Origin of the sequence: Sphingobium sp. AP50 (assembly GCF_900109095.1) — a bacterium.
GTDB lineage: Bacteria > Pseudomonadota > Alphaproteobacteria > Sphingomonadales > Sphingomonadaceae > Sphingobium.
The window spans coordinates 615,014-636,442 of the sequence record NZ_FNYZ01000001.1; the positions used below are offsets into that span (position 1 = coordinate 615,014).

Genomic DNA, 21,429 nt, shown 5'->3' on the forward strand with positions numbered 1-21,429 from the left:
GACCGGCGCGGATGGATGATGGGGCTGGGTGCGATGCTGGCGGCGGCGCAGATGCCCGCTGCGGCGGCAACGCCGGGTCTGGTGCGGCCGCAGCGGTTGCGGGAGGGCGATACGGTGGGCCTGATCGAGCCGGCGGGGTTCACGGACGATGCCTTCGACCTGGACCTGGTGCGCGACACGATCAGGGCGATGGGGCTGAAGCCTAAGGATGCGCCGCATCTGGCCGACCGCTATGGCTATCTGGCGGGGACGGACGCGGATCGCGCGGCGGATGTCAATGCGATGTTCGCCGATCCGGAGGTGCGGGCGGTGTTCGCTGTGCGCGGCGGCTGGGGCTGCGCGCGCCTACTGCCGCTGCTGGATTTCGCGACGATCCGCAAAAATCCCAAGCTGCTGATCGGCTATTCGGACATTACCGCCCTGCATCTGGCCTTTGCGGCGAAGGCGGGCTTCACCACGATTCACGGCCCGGTCGCGTCGAGCCGGTGGGGCCAATATAGCTGGGATGCGTTTCGGGCTGTTGCCTTCGACGCGGGGACGCCGACCTTCGCCAATCCGCAGGGGCATGAGGATCGGCTGGCGCAGCGTATCGGGCGCATCCGTACTTTCCGCCCCGGCGTGGCGCGCGGGCGGTTGCTGGGTGGTAACCTGACGGTGTTGGCGGCGCTGATGGGCACGCCCTGGCTGCCCGATTTCAGCGGCGCGATCCTGTTTATCGAGGATATTGGCGAGCAGCCCTATCGTATCGACCGGATGCTGACGCAGTTGAAGTTGGCGGGCGTGCTGGGCAAGCTCAAGGGCGTGGCCTTTGGCCAATGCACCGATTGCGGCGCGGCGGGGGCCAGCTATGGCGGCTTCACCCTGTCGGAAGTGCTGCAACAGCATCTGGAGCCGCTGGGCATTCCCGCTTTTCAGGGCGGGCAGTTCGGTCATGTCGCCGACCAATATTGCCTGCCGATCGGTGTGCAGGCGGAAATGGACGCGAGCGCGGGGACGATCCGCCTGTTGGAACCGGCCGTGACCTAGGGCTCAGGCCAGCGATTTCACCCAGAATTGCATGTCATGGTCGCTGTCCTGCTCCGTGCCGACATCGCGCCAGCCAAATCGCGCCGTCAGTCCGTCGACCGGTACAAAGCCGCGCTTGCGCCAGAAGGGGTCGAGCGGGCTGTAATCGGCAGGGCGGGCGGGGTGGTCGGCCGGGCGGATGACGGCGCAGAAACTGGCCATGGCAAAGCCCAGTTGCCGGGCCTTCGCCTCCCGCCGGTCGAAAAAGGCGTGCCCCACGCCATGGCCGCGCCATTCGGGCAGCAGGACCGATTCGCCGAAATAATAGACGCGGCCGATATCGATGCCCCGCGCTTCGAACGGCGCGGCAAATTCGGCAGCATGGTCCGCCATCGGCGCGGCGGTGGCGGCACCGACCAATCGATCGCCGGCAAAGGCGCCTACGATCAGCGCGCAGGGGCTGTCGGCATAGGCGGTCAGATAGTCGCGCTCATAGGCGCGCGTGCCTTCGTAGAGATAGGGGAAGGCCCGAAAAACGGAAATGCGCAGGTCCGCCAGCGCATCGAGCGCGGCGACCAGCGCCGCGCCCGTCAGATCCTCGATCCGGATTGCGTCCGGGATCGCTACTTACTCGCTGGCGTTGGCGGCATTTTCCGCCGGGGCTTCGGCCGCATTGCTGGCATTGCCCGCAGCTGCATTGTCGCCTTCCGCCGCCGGGGCCGCATCGGCAGCGGGCAGCGGCAGGTTGGAACCCTGCGTATTCAGCCAGGCGATCAGGTTGGCGCGGTCGGCCGGATTGCCAAGGCCCGCAAAGGTCATCTTGGTGCCGGGGGCGAATTCACGCGGGCTCTTGAGCCAGTGATCAAGCTGCTCGAAGCTCCACTCTCCGCCCTTGCTCTTGAGCGCTTCGGAGAAGGCGAAGCCGCCCTTGCCCTGACCGATGGCCTCGCCCACCGTGGCATAAAGGTTGGGGCCGATGCCGTTGGCGCCGCCCTGATTGACGGTGTGGCAGGCCGCGCACTTGGCGAAGACCTTCTCGCCCGCGGCAACGTCCGCGCTGGCGAGCAAGCTGTTGAGGCTGGGGCCGCTGGCAGCGCCTTCGCCTTCCGCTTCGACGCCTTCGATAGCATAGCCCATCTTTTCGGGCCGTTCGTCATGGAAATATTTCGAACTGACGATCGCACCGCCAAGGGCGATGATCCCCGCAAACAAAGCCCAGCCCGCTACGGTATTGAAACGATCGCCCATCTCGCTCGACTTCCCTTAGTTTATTGTTCTGGAGACTGTCAGTCGCGCCCCCTCTTGACCGTTGCCATAATCGGGGACACGCGGTGGCGCAAGCCGGGTTCATCCCTATTGCATGCGAACGCTTGCGTGTTTCGGGTGGAAATCCTAAGCGCGCGCACGCCCATGGAAAATTATCCCGCCCCCGCTCGCGCCATTGTTGCAGACCTCGCTGCAAAGGCTGCTGCCAATCCGGCCCGCGCCGTCGCCTATCAGGGCGCGCCGGGCGCCAACTCCCATCTGGCGGCGCTGGGATATGCGCCCGACTGCGTGCCTTTGCCCTGTTTTGCGTTCGAAGACGCGATCGATGCGGTGCGGAACGGCCAAGCGGACCGCGCGATCATTCCGATCGAAAACAGCCTCCACGGGCGCGTGGCGGACATGCATTTCCTGCTGCCCGAATCGGGCCTGTCGATCGTCGACGAATATTTTCTGCGGATTCGTCATTGCCTGATGGCGCCGGATACCGCGCCGGTGAAGAGTGCGATCAGCCATCCGCAGGCATTGGGCCAGTGCCGCCATTATCTGCGCGAACGTGGCATCCAGCCGGTCGCCTATGCCGATACGGCGGGCGCGGCGGCGCTGGTGGCGGAAAAGAAAATTCCGGGCGAAGGGGCGATCGCGCCCTATCTGGCGGCGGAAATCTATGGCCTGCGTCTGGTCGCGGAAAATATCGAGGATAGCGACGACAATATGACGCGCTTCCTGGTGCTGGCGCGTGATCCCAAGGTGCCGACCGCCAATGTCGGCCCGGTGATGACGACATTCCTGTTCGAAGTGAAGAATGTGCCCGCCGCCCTGTACAAGGCGATGGGCGGCTTTGCGACCAACGGTGTCAATATGACCAAGCTGGAAAGCTATCAGCGCGGCGCGAGCTTCGCGGCGACCGAATTTTACTGCGATATCGAAGGGATGCCAGGTGACCCCGCCGTCGATCGCGCGCTGGCGGAGTTGGAATTCCACACCAAATGGGTGCGGCAGCTGGGCAGTTATCGGCAAGCACGCCCGCGTACTTAGAATTGGCCGAGCTTCCGCCCATACGGGCCTGCAAAGCGCGCTTTTCTGCGTTCCGGTGCTCACGTACTTTAAGTACGCTGCGCTCCGGTACTCGAAAATCACGCTTTTCGGCTCCGTCTGGACGAAATCTCGACCAATTCTGCCGGACAAAGGCTATAGCCGTCGCATGATCGCAGCGATCCTTCTGTCTGCTCTGGCGATGACGGCCATCGTCGGTGTCCGCTACCTGCTGGCCAGTGGCGGCTTCGCGCTGGCGACGCGGATTCGCCAGCCGGGCCTGTACAAGGGGCTGGAGCGGCAGATGGGCCGGGAAATCGGCTGGTCGCTGCTGTCCGCGCTGATCTATGGCGTGCCGGCCGGCGTCGTCGCCTGGGGCTGGCAGGCGCGGGGCTGGACCCGGATTTATAGCGATGTGGACGCTTATCCGCTGTGGTGGCTTCCTGTGTCGGTTCTGCTCTATCTGGCGGCGCATGACACATGGTTCTACTGGACCCATCGCTGGATGCACCGGCCCCGGCTGTTCCGCATCGCCCATGCCGTCCATCATGCCAGCCGCCCGCCGACGGCCTGGGCGGCGATGAGCTTTCACCCGTGGGAGGCGCTGACCGGCGCCATCGTCATTCCGGCGCTGGTCTTCCTGATCCCCATCCATGTCGGCGCGCTGGGACTGGTACTGACGATCATGACCGTCATGGGCGTGAGTAACCATATGGGTTGGGAAATGTTTCCGCGCTGGTTGGTGCGCGGGCCGCTGGGCGGCTGGCTGATCACCGCCAGCCATCATCAGCGGCATCATGATCTCTATGCCTGCAATTACGGCCTGTATTTTCGCGTCTGGGACCGCTTGTGCGGCACGGACCGGGGGCTTGGCGATTTTTCGAAAGGGCGTGCGTGACGCATAGATTATTGGCGGCGACGGCGATTCTTGCGATCGGCGCGGCGCCCGCTGGCCAGCCCCAGTCGCTCGGCATGGCGATCGATGGACTGCGTTCGACCAAGGGGCAGATATTGGTGTGCGTCACCCGATCGGCCGACCATTTCCCCGATTGCAGCAAAGACCCCGACAAGCGGCATTTCATCGTCCCTGCCAAGGGCGGAACGGTGACGCTGGGACAGGCCATGCCCGGCACCTATGCCATCGCCATCATCCATGACGAAAATGGCAATGGGAAGCTGGACACTTTTGCGGGCATCCCGCGCGAGGGGGTGGGGTTTTCCCGCAATCCCGTAATCCGTTTTGGCGCGCCCAGCTTCAGATCGTCCAGTTTCGCGATTTCCGGCGCCCCGGTGGAGCAGGCGATCAGGCTCAAATATTTCCTCTGATTGCAGCCTGCGGAACCGCTAACCCCTTCGAAACATTCTTCCCCCTGAACGAAGCCATTTCGGACAGGGTCAATCATGCAGAATTTTTGCCGCCTGATGGGCGCGACTATTGTCGCGACCATAGCCTTTGCCGCGCCTGCGCTGGCCCAGGAAGAGGAACAGCATAGCAGCCTGACGATCGGTGCGGGCGCGGCCGTCATTCCCAGTTATGAAGGGTCGGATGACTATCGGGTGATGCCGCTGATCCAGATGCGCGGCAAGCTGCATGATTTTTCCTTCTGGACGCGCGGTACGGCGCTTTATGTTGATGCCATACCCGATCCTGACGGCACCGGGATCGACGTCGAACTGGGGCCGGTCGTCAATGTCCGGCTCGATCGGTCGAGCCGCAAGGCGATCCGCGATGATGCGGTCCGCCTGCTGGGCACACGCGATGTCGCGGTGGAGGCGGGCGGTTTTGTCGGCATCGGCAAGACCGGCGTGATCACCAGCGACTATGACAATCTGTCGGCCCGCGTTGCCGTGACCAAGGATGTGGCTGGCGCCCATGGCAGCTATGTGATCACCCCCACGGTCGAATATTTCACCCCCTTGTCGAAAAGCAGCTTCGTCGGCGCGTCGCTGTCGGCCGATTATGTCGGCAAGAAATATGGCCGCTATTATTTCGATATCAGCCCGGCGGATGCGGCGGCCAGTGGCCTTGCCGCTTATGATCGGGCGGGGCGTGGATCGGGCTTCAAGCGGATCAATGCCAACCTGTCCGCCGGAAAATCGCTGTCGGGCGACCTGCGCCATGGCTGGGCGCTGTTCGGCGTGGTCGGCTATGCCCGTGTGCTGGGCCGATATGCGGATTCGCCGATCGTTGCCGATGCGGGATCGAAGAGCCAGTGGGTCGGCGCAGTCGGCGTCGGCTATACCTTCTGATCCCTTTCCCTTGCACCGGGAGGGTGACGCGCCCCATATTGCCGTCTATGTGGCGGGCGAACCCGCATGGACAGCAGGAGATTGAAGCGTGGCGACCCTGGGATTGAGCGAGGCCGACAAGGCGGCGGTAGAGGCGTTTCGCCGCAATGTGGTCGATCCGTCGCGCACCAGCCTGGTGATCGTGGACTTCTGGGCCGAATGGTGCGGCCCCTGCAAGCAACTCACGCCGGTGATCGAGAAGGTGTGCGAGGAATATGCGCCCAAGGGCGTCAAGCTGGTGAAGGTCAATGTCGACGAGAATGGCTTCATCGCCAGCCAGTTCCGCGTGCAGTCCATCCCGACCGTCTATGCCGTGTTCCAGGGCCAGCCAGTCGCGGACCTGAGCCAGGCGCGCACCGAAGGGCAGTTGAAGCAGTATCTGGACCAGCTTCTGTCGCAATTGCCGATCGAATCGGATGAAAAGGCGCAGTTGCAGGAAATCGCCCCGCTGATCGCCATGGGGGAAGAAATGCTGGCGGGCGGCGAGCATGATCGCGCCTTGTCGGTCTTCAGCCAGATCGCCGAGATGGTGCCGGACAATGTCGAAGTCGTGTCCGGGCTGGCCCGTGCGCTGGTGGCGCTGGGACAGCTGGACGAGGCCGAAGCGGTGATCGCTGCGCTGCCCGACGATGTGGCCAAACATGGTGCGATCGATCAGGCGCGCGCTGCCATCGCGCTGGCCCGTGACGCCAAGCCGGTCGCCGACCTGTCGGGCATCGAGGCGAAGGTCGCCGCCGACCCTGACGATCATGCAGCGCGTTTCGAACTGGCCGGCGGGCTGATGTCCAATGGGGATCGCGATGCTGCGGCTGAAGCGCTGCTGGAAATCGTCCGGCGCGACCGGGCCTGGAATGATGGCGCTGCGCGGGCGCAGTTGCTCAAGATTTTCGAGGCCGTCGGGCTGGAAGATCCCTGGGTTTCGGCGCAGCGGCGCAAGCTGTCGCAGATCCTGTTCTCGTAAAGACCGTGCCGATCGCGCGTATCTCCATATTCCCGCTGTCCGGCGCCTTGCTGCTGCCGGGCATGGAATTGCCGCTGCATATCTTCGAGCCGCGCTATCGGGCGCTGATCCATGACGTGATGGCGCGGGACCGGCGGATCGGGATGATCCAGCCGCGCGGTGGTGGTCCTGTGCAGCCGCTGTTCGATGTCGGCTGTCTGGGACATGTCAGCCATATCGAGGCGCTGGAGGATGGCCGGTTCAACATCATCCTGACGGGACTGGCGCGTTTCCGGCTGGTGCGGGAATTGCCGGTCGCGACCCAGTTCCGCCAGATCGAGGCGGATGTGGAGCAGGCGCCGCAGGAGGATGAAGTGCTGCACGCCGTGGAGCGCGCTGCGCTGGAGCAGGAATCGCGGCGCTTCGCCGATGCGCTGGGCTATGTCGTGGACTGGACGGCGGTGTCGCGGCTGGATGACACCGCGCTGGTCAACGGCATCGCACAGATCGCGCCCTTCGATCCGGCGGCCAAGCAGACCTTGCTGGAGGCCGATACGCTGTCCGAACGGGCCGACCGGATCATCCAGTTGATGCAGATCGTTGGCCGTATCGAGCGCGACGGCGGGACGACGATGCAATGAGTGATGCGACGATGAATGCAGCCGCGCCGATCGACCCGTGGCTGTTGGCGAAGCTGGTCTGCCCGGTGACGCGCACGCCCCTGCGGTGGGACGCGGCGCGACAGGCGCTGCTGTCGGACGCCGCAGGACTGGCTTTTCCGGTTCGCGATGGCGTGCCGGTGCTGGTCCTGCGGGAAGCCGTACCGCTTTAACCGGGCTTATTTGAACGCGGCGATACACTCCACTTCCAGCGGCGCGCCCAAGGCCAGGCCACTGGCGCCAAAGGCGCTGCGGGTCGGCAGGCGCTTGCCTTCGAAATAGGGCAGATAGGCGGCGTTGAAGCGTGGCCAGTCTGCCATGTCGGCCAGCATCACCGTACATTTGACGACATGGCCATAGTCGAGGCCATTGGTTGCCAATATCTTGCCGATCGAATCCATTGCGCCTTTGACGGCGGCGTCGAACCCTTCCTTATGCTTGTCCATGCCTTCGGGCACCTGACCGATCTGGCCCGACATGAAGAGGATGTCGCCGACCCGGATCGAAGGCGAGAAGGGCAGTTTGGCCGGCAGGGGTTGCGGCGCGGTGGCGGGCTGGGCCAGAGCGGGCGTGGCGCCCAGCAACAGGGCGGCGGCAAGAAGGCGCTTCATCGGATAGTCTCCCATTAGTCAGGCGCGAGGCAGGGCGTCGAGCAGGCGGCGGACATCTGTCGCATCGTTGAAGATCGATGGCGAGATGCGGAAATGATGGTCGTGCAGCGAAATGCGGACCTGTGCTTTGGCCAGCGGATCGGTCAGGCGGGCTTTGGCTTCCGGGTGCAGCGCGGTCAGGATGGGCGTGGTGGTGCCGGGCGGGGTGATCAGGCGATAGCCCTTGCCGGTCAGCCCCTGTCGCAATTCGCCGATCAGGCTCTGGGCATGGCTCTGGATCGCGGGAACGCCCAGCGCGCCGATATGGTCCAGGCCATGATCGATCGCGGCGACCACCGCCTGCGCATAGGTGCCGGTGCCGAAATGGCCGAGCGTGCCGGGGCGGATGCTGTAGCTGACCGGCGTATCGCCCGGCGGGTCCATAGGATAGATATGGGTTGCTGGCGGAGAGAGGCCGATGCCCGGCGGGGTGCCGGGGGCGGCGAAGCCATAATAGCCGAAGTCGGCGAGCGGCAAATTGTCCAGCACGCCGCGCCGGGCATAGAGGAAGCCGAGGCCGAAATCGCCCATCAGCCATTTATAGGTGGCGCAGGCGGCGAAATCGACGCCGCTGCCGTGGAGGTCCACCGGCACGGCGCCGGCGGCGTGGATGATGTCGGCATAGACCAGCGCGCCGGCCGCATGGGCGAGGTCGCAGACGGCCTTCAGGTCGTGCTGGAAGCCATTATAGGTGGAGACGAGCGAGAGGCTGACCAGCTTCGTGGCCGGCGTGATGGCTTTGGCCATATCCTCCATGGCGATGCGGCCGTCGCGGGCCTGAACCCAATGCATGTCGACGCCCTGCTTGGCCAGTTCCTGATACATGGGGAAACCGGCATAGAAATGCAGCGTATCGGTGACGATGCGGCCGCCTTTGTGGGGGAAGCCGAGCGCGCGCAGCACCGCCTGTTCGCCCATGGTGGTGGACTGGACCCAGCAGATTTCATCCGGGTCCGCGTTCACCAGTCGGGCGAATTTGGCGATGGTGGCGGCGCGATCCACTGGCTTGCGCGCGGTTGCAGCGGGATCGAGCGTGCGCGTGGCGACATAGGCGTCCATCGCCGCTCGCGCGCCCAGGCTGATCGGATGGGTGGAGGCGCTGTCCAGATAGGCGACGGGCGTGGCGGCGAAACTCGCCTTGTCGGGCAGGCTAAGCGAGGTCGCGGCACGCGCGGCCTGCGCCGCCAGTGGCACGGCAAGGACGGCGCCCAGCGCCTGACGACGGCTGAAGGTCACGCCATGATCTTGGCGAAGGCGATCTTGAACGCCTGCATTTCCGCCGGCGTGCCGAAGGAGACGCGGACCCAGTCGTCCATATGCTTGCGCGCGCCGCCGATGAAGATTTTCTGGCTGGCGAGCGCGGCGGTGACGTCCGCGCCGGAACGGCCGACATGGATCATCGCGAAACTGCCTTCGCTGGGCAGATAGCGGATGCCGCGCTGGTCCAGCCAGGCGAAGAGATCGTCACGCACAGCCTTGTTATAGGCTTTGCGATCCGGCAGCAATTTGGGGTCGAGCAGGCTGGCTTCGGCAGCGACGACGGCGGGCATGGGCGTGATGTTGACGCCATAATCGGCCATGCCGTCGAGCAGATCCTTCCGCCCGGCGATGAGGCCGCAGCGCAGGCCCGCAAGGCCATAGATTTTCGAGAAGGTGCGCGTGACCAGCACGTCCGCACCCTTCGCGACCAGATCAAGGCAGGAGGGCGCGTCGCTGAAATGGATATAGGCTTCGTCGATCAGCAGCACCGATCCGGCCGGCTTGTTGGCGAGCAGCCATTCGATGTCGGCGCGAGGCGTGACGAGGCCGGTCGGATTGTTGGGATTGCAGATATAATAGACGCCGGCATTGGGCGCGGCGGCGAGCATCTGGCGCAGGTCGCCGCGAAAATCGCCCGACAGGGGGATGGGCACGGCGCTGGTGACCACCTTGTTCCCCTTCCCCACGAAGCCGCTGTCGAAGGTCGGTTCGAAAAAGGCGATCGGCCGGTCCTGCGACGAATAGGTCAGCGCTACAGAACGGAGGGTCATGTAGGAGCCGGGATGGACCTGCACCTGTTCAGGGATGAGGCCGTTCTGCCGGGCGAACAGCCGCTCCAGTTGCGCGGCGAAGGCCATGCCATAGCGGCCGGACAGCTTGTCGAGGCCGTTCAAGGCCTCCAGCGCAGCCGGGCAGGGGCCGAGCGGATTTTCGTTGCTGTTGATATAGACCGCGTCGGTCAGCGTGGACACCATGGCTTTAGGGTCTTCGGGCATGGCAACCTTGCGCCCGCGCTGGGCGAGGGCCGGGGCGGCACTGGCCGCGCCCGCCGCCGCGATGGCGCCTCGCATCAGCATCCGGCGGGAGAAGCTGGTATCCGTCATTCTTCGCTTCCTTTTGCGGCGATGCGCTTCACGTCCGCTTCGCTGATCGGTTCGGGATACGCATTGTCGAAATGGGTGCGGACATAGCCGACGACCGAAGCGACCTGCGCCGGGGTGAGCATTTCGGAGAACCAGGGCATGCCGCCCTGACCCTTCATGACCACGGTGACCGGATAATCGGGGTCGGCCAGCTTGGCATTATGGGCAAGGGCAGGGACGGTGCCGTCGGGCGAGCCCTGCGCCTTGTCCAGATGGCAGGCGGCGCAGATCTGATTATAGACCTGCTCCCCGTCGGGCAGCGCGACCTTGGCAGGCCTGCCGCCGGGCGAGTCCGCCAGAGCAGGCGCGGCGGCCAGCATGGTCAGCAGGCCGAGGCGAAGGATCGTGCCGCGCATCTCTATGCCGCCTGCGCGCGTTCGTGAATCTGGGTGATGGCGTCGATACCCGACAGGATCGATCCTTCCATCCAACCACCATAGTAGCTGGCATGTTCCCCCGCCAGAACGACGCGATTGTCGAGCGCGACCAGATTCTTGTAATGCGCCTTGCGGTTTTCCTCGCTCCATTCGGACGTGCAGCCCAAAATCCATGGCACGCGGGTCCATGGCACGGACACGCCGCTGAGGAACTCCTTGCGATATTGGGGATGGAAGACCTCCCCCTGTTTCAGCGCTGTTTCGATGCGCTGTTCCGGCGTCATGCTGGCGATCTGGAACCCGGCAAGCCCACGGGCGAAGGCGCCCAGCAACACGGCCGGGCCTTGGCCGAACATCTTGTCATTGGGGTAGGAAAGCTGGGTGATTGTCTGGTCGGTGAAGCTGTGACCGCCATAGATATTGTCGTCCTCTTCCCAGAAGCGACGCTTGAATTCCATGCCGATCTTCGCATGGCCGCCATAGGGCACCGCCTTCATCGCAGCCTTGAGCGCCGGGGACACCTGCATGTCGACCTGGCTGATGATCGACAGCGGGATGGTGCAGACGCACCAGTCGGCGCTGACATCATGCATCTGGCCGGTCGCGACATCCTTGTAGCTGACGGTCACGCCCTTGTCGGACTGGGCGACCTTCGTTGCCTTGGCATTGTAGATGACGATCTTGCCGATCTTCTTCGCGAACGCCTTGCCGATCATGTCCATGCCGCCGACCGGCTGGAACATCGTCGTCTGCATCACATAGCTGAAATAGAAGGACATGGCCGTCCAGACCTGCGGGTCCAGCACATCCTGTAGCTTGGCGATCTGCGACGGGGTGGGCGCGCCGTTGCGGCCGCCACCGGGCGCCTGATCATAGCCGCGCTGGGCGGAGACCTTGAGGCTGCTGGTATAGGCCATATTCTTGTCCAGCACGCCCCAGTTGCGGAGCGCCTCCATCAGCTTTTCCTTGTCCTCGGCAGACAGCTTGTCGTCCAGCGCATTGGCGCTGACCGCCTTGGCCAGCAGTTCGGACGTGTGGCCTTTGAAGTCGGTCGCGACTTCCTTGTAGCGCATCGGCCTGCCGCCAAAGGCTTCGGTCGAATGGATGAAGCCATTATGGTTGAGCTGGATAAAGGGCTCCAGCGCGACGCCGAACTGGCGGCAATAATGGAGCAGCGCCTTGTGATGGTGCGGGATGCGCCAGGGGCCGGGATTGATATAGTTGCCGGGCGCGAACTGCACCTTCTGCACCGTGCCGTCGCTTTCGGTGAAGCTATCGCCACCGCGCAGCGAATAGTTGCGGCCGCCGGGGCGATCCTGAAATTCCAGTATCTTGACCGCATAGCCGGCCTTTTGCAGCTCATAGGCGGCGGCCATGCCGGCCAGACCCGCGCCCAGGATGATGACGGAGGCACCGGGCTTCGCGCCGCTCAGGACCGGCGGGCCGGTGAACTGGGTTTCGGCGGCGTGGCCAAGCGCGGTCATCGCCTGATACATGGCCGCAGCGCCGCCGACCTTGCCGATCATGGTCAGGAGGTCGCGGCGGCTGGGTGCTATGCTGTCTGTCATGATTGATCCCGTCTGGACGGGCGAGAATGTCGCGGCAGGGGCCTCGCCCCCTTATCCCCTGCCAATAGTCTTGCTGGAAACCGGAATGGATCAGGGCGCCTTTGCCGCGACGCCTTCGATCTCGATCAGTTGCTGCGGCCGTGCGAGTGCGGAAATCTGGAACGCCGACCGGGTCGGCAGATTGGGCTGGTCGGCGGTGCCGAAGAATTTCTTGTAGGCGCGGGTCAGGCCGTCGCGGTCCATCTTGCCGCCCTGCTTTGGATCGCCGACGAGGAAGACGGTGAGCTTCACCACGTCGCCCATGGTCAGACCCATTTCGCCCAGTTGTGCCTTCATCTTGGTGAAGATGGACATGGCCTGCGCTTCGGTATCGCCATAGGCGTCCGCGCTGTCGGTGTCGGCCGGGTTGATCGGCGCGGCGGTAGCGCCGGACAGATAATAGAAAGTGCTGCCGGGCGGAATGATGGCGGCGCTGGCGATCATGGCGCCGGGCGTCTGCTTATGTTCGACGGTCGCGGCCGAAGCCGATCCCATTGCCGAACCGGTGGCCATGGCGGCCAGGGTCAATGCGGCAATCGCTGCTTTCATGGCTTTCCCCCCAGATTTCGTAAAGCAGAAGGGCCGATCCTGTATGGACCGGCCCTTCCTTCGTGACTTCGCTTAGAATTTGAAGTCGATACGGGCGTAATAATAGCCGCCCGAGCTACCATAGGCGCCATGGCCATAAGGCGAATTGTACGTCGTGCTGCCGTTCACATAGGGCGAGACGCCCGGTGCGATGGTGTAGCCGGTCAGCAGCTTGGGCACTTCGGGGCGCTTGTTGAACAGGTTGTTCGCACCGATCGAGACGGTCACCGAGTCGGTGAACTCATAGCCAGCTTCCAGGTCGGTGATCGCCGCTGCCTTCACGACACCGGTGAAGGCCGGTGCGCCGCTGATCGCCGGATAGACCAGGATGCTGGAACTGCCATAGAAGGTTTCACGCAGGTTCAGGCTGAACTTGCCGCTGGTGAACAGGCCGCCCCAACCGATCTTGTAGTCGGGCGATGCATCTTCCAGATAGCTGACCGACTGGGCGCTGAAGAGACCCGGGATGCGGTTCTTCGTGACCTTCGTCTTGGTGTAGTTGGCCGACAGCGTCAGATCGAGGCGACCGAAGTCGAACTGGATCGGGTAGCTGGCCGAGAAGTCGAGGCCCATCGTGCGGGTATCGATGCCATTGGTGAAGGTCGCGACGCCCAGGTTCGGCACATTGTCGATGGCCACGCCGCGAGCGGCGATGGCGTCGAGCACCTGCTGGCCGGTCGGCACGCCGGTAGCCGCATTACCCGGCTGGATCACGCCGTTGACGGTGCCGCGAATTTGCGCGGTGCCCGCGATGCGATCCTTGATCTTGATGTAATAACCATCAAGCGTGATGGCCAGCTTCGGGATCGGCCGCAGAACGATACCGGCCGAGAAGTTGGTCGACTTTTCCGGCTTGAGCGCGCTGAAGCCTAGCAGTTGCGCGGCGGCCGAGGACGGCGGCAACTGAAGCACGGCGCCAGTCGGGCTGACATTGGTTGCCGAATAATTGCCTTCCTGAAGCGTCGGTGCGCGGAAGCCCGTGCTGGCCGTGCCGCGGATGGCGATGGCATCGTTGAAGTCGTAGCGAGTCGTGATCTTGCCGATGCTGGTGTCGCCGAAATCGCTATAGTCTTCATAGCGACCGGCAAGGTCGACAGTCCAGCGATCCACGGGTTCCAGGATGACGTTGGCATAGACGGCCTTCACATGACGGCCGAAGACACCTGCGTCGCTTGCCTGATAACCGGGGAAGGACTGGCCGCCCTCCAGATAGGTGGAGCCTTCGTCGCCTGCGCCGATCGTGTAGCGTTCACGCCGATACTCACCACCGAAGGCGAAGGTCAGTGGGCCGCCCATGCCGACGTCGAATTCCTTGCGAATGTCGAGCGTGGTGGTCAACTGGGTCAGCTTGAACATGCCGTCGTAGAAGTCGGTCGGGGTGAAGCCGGTGTTCTGATAGAGCGAGCGGTTCGCGGACTCGATCGTGTAAATCTGGTTCTTGTCCGAACCATAGGTCACGCCGAAGTCGTAGTTCCAGTCCGCGACATCGCCGCGCACGCCACCGGTGATGCTATATTCGTCCTGGACCACCTTCTGCTGCGGCACCATGCCGACGACGCCGGTGTTGCCGAGGCAGAGCGAAGGGTCATAGGCGGTGGGGGTGATGCTGCCGCCGCTGTTCCCCGGAACGTTACAGATGCGCGAGGGGTGGCGATAGCCCTGATTGGCATAGCCGACGCGGTGCGAGATATCACCGAAGCTGTAGAATTCGACGCCGCCAAAATCATAGCCCATATTGTAGAAAAGCAGGCTGAGTTCGGACTTGGCTTGGCCGCCATTGATGCCCGATAGGGCGTCGCCCGAGAGGTTCGACCATTGGGTCGGAACATTGGGCTGAAGCGTGCCGTCGGGCTTGGTGATCTGGACCTGGCCGGTGCCGGTCGTGGTGTAATCCTGACGACGATGGAAGGCGGTGACGTTGAAGAAGCCGTCTTCGCCCAGCTTGAAGCCGACATTGCCGCTGACGCTGAACAATTCGCCTTCGCTGTCATAATATTGGCCGCCGGTCATCTTGAAGCTGCCGCCTTCATCCTGGTCCTTGAGGATCAGGTTGATGACGCCGGCAATCGCGTCGGTGCCATATTGGGCGGCGGCGCCGTCCTGAAGGATTTCGATATGGTCGACGGCATCTGGCGGAATGAGGTCGATGCTGGGCGCGGCGGAACCCTGGAACGGGCCGGCGATCACCTGAAGGATGGAAGAGCCATGGCGGCGCTTACCATTGACCATGACCAGCGTGTGGTTCGGCGACAGGCCGCGCAGGCGGGCAGACAGGGCGAAGTTCGACATGTCGGTGCCCTGAGTCTGGGCGGTGAAGCTCGGCACGATCTGGGTCAGTGCCTGATTGAGGTTAGGCTGACCTACCTTGGCGAGGGCGGATTCGCCCAGAACCTGCACCGGTGCGGCGCTGTCTGCGGCGGACATGCCCACGGCACGGGTGCCGGTGACGATGATGGCGGTGCCATCATCAGCCTGGGGTTCCTGCGGTGCTGTCTGCGCCATGGCGCAAGCAGACCAGGACGAAGCCATAATCAAAGAAATCTTAAGCGCGGAAAGTCGCGTCATTCATGCCCCCTGTTTATGCATTATGGATGACAGGAAGGATGACGGGCGGCTGCTCAAAAGCCTCTATTGCACTGCAAAAAAACTTCGAAGAACCGAATTATTTCTCAAACATTTCTGACACTAAGACTGTGCGGTGCTATGGCTGTTGTTAAAATGATACACATGATTGCTAACCGCATTCATCTTATCATTTGTCATGGCGGATTTTTCGCGGTTGCTCGTTTCCTCGCTACCGCGTCTTGATCAGCTTGCCATGGCCGCATCGATCAGCGCCTTGGCTTCGGGGCCTTCCCAATCCATCGCGCCGATGACGCGCACCATTTCCTTGCCCTGTGCGTCATAGATGACCGTGGTGGGCAGAAGGCCGGTGGCGTAGCTGAATCCGAATTCGGTTTCGGGATCGGCCCAGCCCTTGAGGTGCGGCAGGTTATGTTTGGCGAAGAAGGGCTTCACGACCTTCAGCCCCTGATTATCCTGCGATATGGTGAGCACGGCCAGACCCTTGGGGCCATAGGTTGCGGCGATCCGGTCCAGCGTGGGCATTTCCGCGACGCAGGGCGTGCACCATGTGGCCCAGAGATTGACCAGCATCGGCTTGCCGGCAAAATCCTTCAGCGTCTTTTCGCCCCCGTCCGGATCGAGGAAGGCGAAATCGGGCGCGGGCGTGCCGGCCTTGCTGCGGTCTAGTTTATAGTTGAAGGCGCTGTCCTTGTCGGCCTGCCCCGATGCCGGAGCGACTTCGCCGCTGGTGGCGGCATTGGCTTGCGCAGTGTCTTGCTCCGGGGGCGGGGATTGCCTATCGCAGGCCGCCAGAGCGGCAGGCAGGAGCAGTATCATTAGCGCGCGTGAAGAAGAGATCACTGGGAAGGGCTCCAACAGCATGTGGGGTGGCCGGTTCGCGGCCGGCCCGGCATCGATCATGCGTGAGATAAATGCCTCCATCCCCTTCGACAAGCGATTGTGGAAACAGGATATCGCCGGGTCCAAGGCGCATGTCGCGATGCTGGCCCAGCAGGGCATCGTTTCGCACGATGATGCGAAGGTGATTTCCGCCGGCCTCGATACCATCGCCGCCGAATATGAAGCGAACGGCGTGCCGGTGAATCTGGACCTGGAAGATATCCATATGGTCACGGAATCGCGGCTGGCCGAACTGATCGGCCCGGCGGCGGGTCGCCTGCACACGGCGCGCAGCCGCAATGATCAGGTGGCGACCGATTTCCGTCTGTGGGTTCGTGATGCGATTGATGAGGTCGAGGCGGGGCTGCTGAGCCTGCAACGCGCGCTGGTGGCGCGGGCCGAAGAGAATGCCGATGCGGTGATGCCGGGCTTCACCCATCTCCAGTCCGCGCAGCCGGTGACGCTGGGCCACCATCTGATGGCCTATTATGAAATGGTGCGCCGCGATCGCAGTCGCTTTGCTGACGCCCGCGCGCGCCTCAACGAATGCCCGCTGGGCGCGGCGGCGCTGGCCGGCACGGGCTTTCCGACCGATCGCCATATGACGGCGGCGGCTCTGGGCTTTGCCAAGCCGACCGACAATAGTCTGGACAGCGTCTCCGACCGCGACTTCGCGCTCGATTATCTGATGGCGGCGACGCAGGCGTCGCTCCACCTGTCGCGGCTGGCGGAGGAATTCATCATCTGGGCCAGCCAGCCCTTTGGCTTCGTCAAGCTGCCCGACGCCTATTCGACCGGCAGCTCGATCATGCCGCAGAAGCGCAATCCCGATGCGGCCGAACTGGTGCGCGGCCATGCCGGGCGGATCATGGGCTGCATGAATGCGCTGTGCGTGACGATGAAGGGCCTGCCGCTCGCTTATTCGAAGGATATGCAGGACGACAAGCCGCCGGTGTTCGAGGCGCATGACCTGATGGGCCTGTCGATCGCGGCGATGACCGGCATGATCGAAACGGTGACGTTCCGCACCGACCGGATGCGCGGTCTGGCCGAAAGCGGCTTTGCGACCGCGACCGATCTGGCCGACTGGCTGGTGCGGGAAGGCGGTATCCCCTTCCGCGAGGCGCATCATATCACTGGTCGCGCCGTGGCTGCGGCCGAAGCGGCGGCGGTGCCGCTGGACCAGTTGCCGCTGGCGACGCTCAAAGAGATTGATGCGCGGATCGACGATCGGGTCTATGCCGTGCTGACGGTTGATGCATCTGTGGCCAGCCGTCAAAGCCATGGTGGCACCGCGCCCTCGCAGGTGCGGGCGCGGATTGCAGATGCCAGGAAGGAACTGGGTGCATGAAGAAGCGGACGCTTGCCGGTCTGGCGTTGGTGGCACTGGCGCTGACGGCCTGTGGCGGGCGTCAGCCGCTCAAGCCGCTCAAGGGGCAGAGCCTGCCGGCCGTGCCGAACGGCGCGGCAACGGCGCCGACAGCGGCGCAACTGATGCAGCCTTCCATCCAGGCCCGGCCAGAGCGGAACGTGGAATTGCTGACCCAGTCGCGAAAACGCGACGATGACGGTTTCGATCTGCCGCCCGAACGGCAGCCGCAATAGAATAGATGCGTATATAATCGGATCGTCATTGCGAGCGTAGTGAAGCAATCCACGAAGCGACACTGGATTGCTTCGCTACGCTCGCAATGACGAGGTTAAGTTTACAGGAACAGACCTTGGATCATTTCACCTATGTCGACGGCGCCATGCAGGTGGAGCAGGTGCCGATGGATGCGATCGCGCAGGCGGTCGGCACGCCCGTCTATATTTATTCGACCGCGACGCTGGAACGCCATGTCGCCGTATTCCGCGAAGGGCTGAGCGCGCTGGCCGATCCGCTGATCGCCTTTGCGGTCAAGTCCAACCCCAATGCCGCCGTGCTGGCGACGCTGGCGAAGCTGGGGCTGGGCGCGGATGTCGTGTCGGGTGGTGAATTGCTGCGCGCCGTTGCGGCGGGGATTCCGGCGAACCGCATCGTCTTTTCCGGCGTCGGCAAGACCGCCGATGAAATGCGGATCGCGCTGGAACAGGGCATCTACCAGTTCAATCTGGAAAGCGAGCCGGAAGCCGAAATGCTGTCGCAAGTGGCCGTGTCGATGGGGAAGAAGGCGCCGGTCGCCTATCGCATCAACCCGGATGTCGACGCTGGCACCCATGCCAAGATTTCGACCGGCAAGTCGGAAAACAAGTTCGGCATTCCCTATGCCCGCGCGCTGGAAAGCTATGCCGCCGCGCGTGACCTGCCCGGTCTGGATGTGCAGGGTGTCGCCGTCCATATCGGCAGCCAGCTGACCGATCTCGCCCCGCTGGAGGCCGCCTTCGTGAAGGTCGGCGCACTGATCACGGAACTGCGCGCGGCGGGCCATGACATTCGCACGGCTGACCTCGGCGGTGGCCTTGGCGTGCCCTATGATCCCTCACAGCCCTTGCCGCCCAGCCCCGCCGATTATGGCGCGATGGTGACGCGAGTGACGCAGGGCTGGCCGGTGCGGCTGATGTTCGAGCCGGGCCGGGTGATCGTGGGCAATGCGGGTGTGCTGCTGTCGCGCGTGGTGCGGGTGAAGCAGGGCGCGCAGGCGCCCTTCGTCATCGTCGACGCGGCCATGAATGATCTGATGCGGCCAAGCCTCTATGATGCCTGGCATGATATCCGCGCGGTGAAGCCGGCGGGTGTGCGTGAGACTGCCAATGTCGTGGGGCCGGTCTGCGAAACGGGCGATACTTTCGCCATGCATCGCGACATGGATGTGGTGAAGGCCGGCGATCTGGTCGCCTTCATGACGGCGGGTGCTTATGGCGCGACCATGGCTGGCACCTATAACAGTCGCCCGCTGACCCCCGAAGTGCTGGTGTCGGGCGACAAATGGGCGGTGGTGCGGGAACGGCCGCCGGTGCAGGCGCTGATCGACGCGGACATCATTCCCGACTGGGTCGGCTGATGCACAGCTTGCCCGTCTTCCTGTTGCTGGCGGGCAGGCCGGTCATCCTGACGGGGGAGGGCGAGGCGGCTGACGCCAAGCGCCGCCTGCTGGAGCGGGCGGGCGCGATCATCGTCGGCGAGGATGATGGGGAGGCGCGCATCGCCATCGTGTCGGATGGCGACGAGGCGGTGGTGGCGCGGCTGAAGGCGCGAGGCGTGCTGGTGAACGCGACCGACCGGCCGGCTTTGTGCGATTTTACCCTGCCTGCGATCGTGGATCGCGACCCGGTGCTGATCGCGATCGGCACCGGTGGGGCGTCGGCGGGGCTGGCGGCGGCCTTGCGGCAAAGGCTGGAGGCGATGCTGCCACAGCATATCGGATCGCTCGCCCGCCATTTATTTGCTGCCCGACCGGACCTGCGGCGGCTATGGCCAGATGCGGGGCAAAGGCGCCGGGCTATCGCGCAGGGGCTTGCGCCCGGCGGTGCGATCGATCCGCTGGGTGGCGATCCCGATGTCAGCGCCTGGCTGGCGGCGGGATCGGATGGTGCGGCTGATATTGTCCATCATGTCCGGCTGCGGTCGGACGATCCCGATGACCTGACGCTGCGTGATGCGCGTATGCTGGCGCTGGCCGATCGCGTCTATTATCCGTCGGGTACGCCTGACGCGATATTGGATCGTGCCCGTGCCGATGCGGCGCGGATCGCTGTGGAAGCGCCGCCTGCGAAATTGACGGATGGGTTGTCGGTCTGGTTAGGCCGGGGCTGACTGGAGCCGCGTCACTTCATCCTGTAGCGCCTGTATAGACGACACCAGTCGAGCCCGGTCCGCCTGCAATTCGCGCAGACTTTCGCGGGTTTCGCCCAGTTCCACCGCGCGGCGCGCAATACGGGCGTCCAGATCGGCATTATGGCGGGTGAGGGCGCCCATGGCGTCGGCGCGATGGCACAGATGCCGCAAGCGCGCGTCAAGGACGTCAAAGTCAAAGGGCTTTACGACATGATCGTCCGCGCCCGCTTCCAGCGCCTCGATCGTCGACTGGCCGTCGAGTCGACCGGCGATCATCACGAAACAGGCATTGCCGGCCAGATTGGCGGCGCGGATCTTCTGCATGGTCGCGACGGCGGGCAACATGGTCAGGTCCATGTCGATCAATATGGCATCGACCGGGCGCGTCACCAGCAGGGTGAGGGCGATGAAGCCATTTTCGGCCAGCACGATGTCATAGTTCAGATGCGAAAGGCGGCGGGCGATCACGGCGCGCGCGGTCGGGTTTTCATCCACCAGCAGCAGGCGCAGCCGCCGCTGCGGTTGCCCTTTGTCGGCCTTGCCCAGCGAGTCTGGATGACGGCTCCGGTTACGCTTGAAGAACTGAATCATGTCCCACCTTCTTGACGGAGGAAGGATAGGATCGGCGCGCAAAGAAATGGTTAATGGCGGGCGTTTGCCGGATTGCTTGCATCATGGATGCCGTAAGCGCGCAGGAACAGGTCGACGGCGAAGTGGACATCTGCTTCGAGTTGCGCCGGATCGGGTTGCTCGATCTGGCCCATGAGCATTTGATGATGGCTGTTCGACATGGTCAGCGACATCAGTGCGCGGGCGGCATCCACAGGGTCAGCCTGTCGCAACTGGCCGCGCTGCATGGCGCCGAGCAGAAAGTCCGCCAGCAGTAGCCGGGTATTCATCGGCGCGAGATCGAAGAAAATCTGCGCCAGTTCCGGGAAGCGCCGCCCTTCCGCGACGATCAGCCGATGCAGGGCGATCGCTTCGGGAGACGTCACCTTGGTCAGCAGGCTGAGGCAGGCGGCACGCAAGGTCGGCTCCAGCGCATTGCCCGGATCGAGCAATTGCGAAAGCCGGGCGCGATAGGCCTTTGCCACCCGGTCGAGCACGGCAGAGAAGAGCGCGGGCTTGGACGGGAAGTAATTCCACAGCGTCCCTTTGGAGCCGCCCAGTTCGGCGGCGATGCCGGACATGCTGGTGCCCGCATAGCCATGTTCCAGAAAATAGCATTGTGCCACATTCAGGATCGTGTCGCGCCGGTCCTGTCGACGGGCTTCCCTTTTGGTGGGAATCGGGGGGGCGGGCGGCTCTGTCATAAAAACGTACTATAGAGTACGCTAATTTTGTTGACAAGGCTTTGCAGCGGGCGCAATGGCGATTTTCATACTAGGTGGT

The 21,429-nt window shown here is 63.7% G+C and carries 24 protein-coding genes; 12 read left to right on the top strand and 12 right to left on the bottom strand.

Translation table 11 applies throughout. The features are described 5' to 3' along the window. The first annotated feature begins 15 nt into the window (after window positions 1-15). Complete coding sequence (locus BMY84_RS03080) at window positions 16-1,026, top strand: S66 peptidase family protein (protein WP_371262400.1); 1,011 nt, start codon at window positions 16-18, stop codon at window positions 1,024-1,026. A 3-nt stretch (window positions 1,027-1,029) separates the two neighbouring features. Here BMY84_RS03080 and BMY84_RS03085 read toward each other — a convergent pair whose 3' ends face one another. Together BMY84_RS03085 and BMY84_RS03090 are read right to left on the bottom strand one after the other, a co-directional pair. Next, window positions 1,030-1,599: a GNAT family N-acetyltransferase gene (locus tag BMY84_RS03085; RefSeq protein ID WP_093080411.1), complete on the bottom strand. Its 570-nt coding sequence runs from the start codon at window positions 1,597-1,599 to the stop codon at window positions 1,030-1,032. Between the two features lie 33 nt (window positions 1,600-1,632). Further along, window positions 1,633-2,253, bottom strand: coding sequence for a c-type cytochrome (locus BMY84_RS03090; protein ID WP_093080413.1), 621 nt, complete (start codon window positions 2,251-2,253; stop codon window positions 1,633-1,635). A gap of 162 nt (window positions 2,254-2,415) precedes the next feature. Here BMY84_RS03090 and BMY84_RS03095 point away from each other — a divergent pair, with 162 nt between their 5' ends. The 7 genes from BMY84_RS03095 (at window position 2,416) to BMY84_RS03125 (ending at window position 7,364) form a co-directional block, all read left to right on the top strand. Beyond that, a complete protein-coding gene (locus BMY84_RS03095) occupies window positions 2,416-3,306 on the top strand; it encodes a prephenate dehydratase (RefSeq protein WP_093010786.1) in 891 nt (296 codons plus the stop codon). A gap of 166 nt (window positions 3,307-3,472) precedes the next feature. Further along, entirely contained in the window at window positions 3,473-4,201 is a 729-nt protein-coding gene (locus tag BMY84_RS03100; RefSeq protein ID WP_093080416.1) for a sterol desaturase family protein, read from the top strand. Between the two features lie 74 nt (window positions 4,202-4,275). Continuing rightward, window positions 4,276-4,629 (top strand): DUF2141 domain-containing protein, encoded by a 354-nt coding sequence (locus BMY84_RS03105; RefSeq protein WP_093081668.1) that lies wholly within the window; start codon window positions 4,276-4,278, stop codon window positions 4,627-4,629. 75 nt (window positions 4,630-4,704) lie between these two features. Next, entirely contained in the window at window positions 4,705-5,553 is an 849-nt protein-coding gene (locus BMY84_RS03110; RefSeq protein WP_256215025.1) for a MipA/OmpV family protein, read from the top strand. Window positions 5,554-5,641: 88 nt separating this feature from the next. After that, window positions 5,642-6,553 (top strand): tetratricopeptide repeat protein, encoded by a 912-nt coding sequence (locus BMY84_RS03115; protein ID WP_093080418.1) that lies wholly within the window; start codon window positions 5,642-5,644, stop codon window positions 6,551-6,553. A gap of 5 nt (window positions 6,554-6,558) precedes the next feature. Then, complete coding sequence (locus tag BMY84_RS03120; protein ID WP_093080421.1) at window positions 6,559-7,173, top strand: LON peptidase substrate-binding domain-containing protein; 615 nt, start codon at window positions 6,559-6,561, stop codon at window positions 7,171-7,173. Next, complete coding sequence (locus tag BMY84_RS03125; protein ID WP_256215026.1) at window positions 7,170-7,364, top strand: Trm112 family protein; 195 nt, start codon at window positions 7,170-7,172, stop codon at window positions 7,362-7,364. Before BMY84_RS03120 ends, BMY84_RS03125 begins: the two co-directional genes overlap by 4 nt. Window positions 7,365-7,370: 6 nt before the next feature. Here the strand turns inward: BMY84_RS03125 and BMY84_RS03130 are convergent, their stop codons facing one another. From BMY84_RS03130 to BMY84_RS03165, 8 genes are all read right to left on the bottom strand, one after another. Continuing rightward, window positions 7,371-7,802, bottom strand: coding sequence for a RidA family protein (locus BMY84_RS03130; RefSeq protein WP_093080426.1), 432 nt, complete (start codon window positions 7,800-7,802; stop codon window positions 7,371-7,373). A gap of 18 nt (window positions 7,803-7,820) precedes the next feature. Beyond that, window positions 7,821-9,077: an aminotransferase class V-fold PLP-dependent enzyme gene (locus BMY84_RS03135; RefSeq protein WP_093080429.1), complete on the bottom strand. Its 1,257-nt coding sequence runs from the start codon at window positions 9,075-9,077 to the stop codon at window positions 7,821-7,823. Continuing rightward, window positions 9,074-10,204: an aminotransferase class I/II-fold pyridoxal phosphate-dependent enzyme gene (locus BMY84_RS03140; RefSeq protein ID WP_093080431.1), complete on the bottom strand. Its 1,131-nt coding sequence runs from the start codon at window positions 10,202-10,204 to the stop codon at window positions 9,074-9,076. The genes BMY84_RS03135 and BMY84_RS03140 overlap by 4 nt, the downstream gene beginning before the upstream one ends. Beyond that, window positions 10,201-10,599 carry a c-type cytochrome gene (locus tag BMY84_RS03145; protein ID WP_093080434.1) on the bottom strand — a complete coding sequence of 133 codons (399 nt, stop codon included), beginning with the start codon at window positions 10,597-10,599 and terminating at the stop codon, window positions 10,201-10,203. Before BMY84_RS03145 ends, BMY84_RS03140 begins: the two co-directional genes overlap by 4 nt. Before the next feature lie 2 nt (window positions 10,600-10,601). Continuing rightward, window positions 10,602-12,188 (bottom strand): flavin monoamine oxidase family protein, encoded by a 1,587-nt coding sequence (locus BMY84_RS03150; RefSeq protein ID WP_093080437.1) that lies wholly within the window; start codon window positions 12,186-12,188, stop codon window positions 10,602-10,604. Between the two features lie 90 nt (window positions 12,189-12,278). Continuing rightward, window positions 12,279-12,776, bottom strand: coding sequence for a RidA family protein (locus BMY84_RS03155; RefSeq protein ID WP_093080439.1), 498 nt, complete (start codon window positions 12,774-12,776; stop codon window positions 12,279-12,281). Window positions 12,777-12,848: 72 nt separating this feature from the next. Next, entirely contained in the window at window positions 12,849-15,380 is a 2,532-nt protein-coding gene (locus BMY84_RS03160) for a TonB-dependent receptor plug domain-containing protein (protein ID WP_093080442.1), read from the bottom strand. Window positions 15,381-15,623: 243 nt separating this feature from the next. After that, entirely contained in the window at window positions 15,624-16,217 is a 594-nt protein-coding gene (locus BMY84_RS03165; protein ID WP_093080445.1) for a TlpA family protein disulfide reductase, read from the bottom strand. Between the two features lie 43 nt (window positions 16,218-16,260). Here BMY84_RS03165 and argH point away from each other — a divergent pair, with 43 nt between their 5' ends. The 4 genes from argH to BMY84_RS03185 all read left to right on the top strand — a co-directional run bounded on the left by argH (window position 16,261) and on the right by BMY84_RS03185 (window position 20,016). Then, window positions 16,261-17,631 carry an argininosuccinate lyase gene (gene argH, locus BMY84_RS03170; protein ID WP_093080447.1) on the top strand — a complete coding sequence of 457 codons (1,371 nt, stop codon included), beginning with the start codon at window positions 16,261-16,263 and terminating at the stop codon, window positions 17,629-17,631. Then, window positions 17,628-17,885: a hypothetical protein gene (locus BMY84_RS03175; RefSeq protein WP_093010758.1), complete on the top strand. Its 258-nt coding sequence runs from the start codon at window positions 17,628-17,630 to the stop codon at window positions 17,883-17,885. Before argH ends, BMY84_RS03175 begins: the two co-directional genes overlap by 4 nt. A gap of 116 nt (window positions 17,886-18,001) precedes the next feature. Next, a complete protein-coding gene (lysA, locus tag BMY84_RS03180) occupies window positions 18,002-19,264 on the top strand; it encodes a diaminopimelate decarboxylase (protein ID WP_093080450.1) in 1,263 nt (420 codons plus the stop codon). Beyond that, window positions 19,264-20,016 (top strand): precorrin-2 dehydrogenase/sirohydrochlorin ferrochelatase family protein, encoded by a 753-nt coding sequence (locus BMY84_RS03185; RefSeq protein ID WP_093080453.1) that lies wholly within the window; start codon window positions 19,264-19,266, stop codon window positions 20,014-20,016. Before lysA ends, BMY84_RS03185 begins: the two co-directional genes overlap by 1 nt. Here BMY84_RS03185 and BMY84_RS03190 read toward each other — a convergent pair. Then, a complete protein-coding gene (locus tag BMY84_RS03190) occupies window positions 20,002-20,625 on the bottom strand; it encodes a response regulator transcription factor (protein WP_256215094.1) in 624 nt (207 codons plus the stop codon). The genes BMY84_RS03185 and BMY84_RS03190 overlap by 15 nt on opposite strands. A 53-nt stretch (window positions 20,626-20,678) precedes the next feature. Beyond that, window positions 20,679-21,350 (bottom strand): TetR/AcrR family transcriptional regulator, encoded by a 672-nt coding sequence (locus BMY84_RS03195; protein ID WP_093080458.1) that lies wholly within the window; start codon window positions 21,348-21,350, stop codon window positions 20,679-20,681. Between the last annotated feature and the right edge of the window lie 79 nt (window positions 21,351-21,429).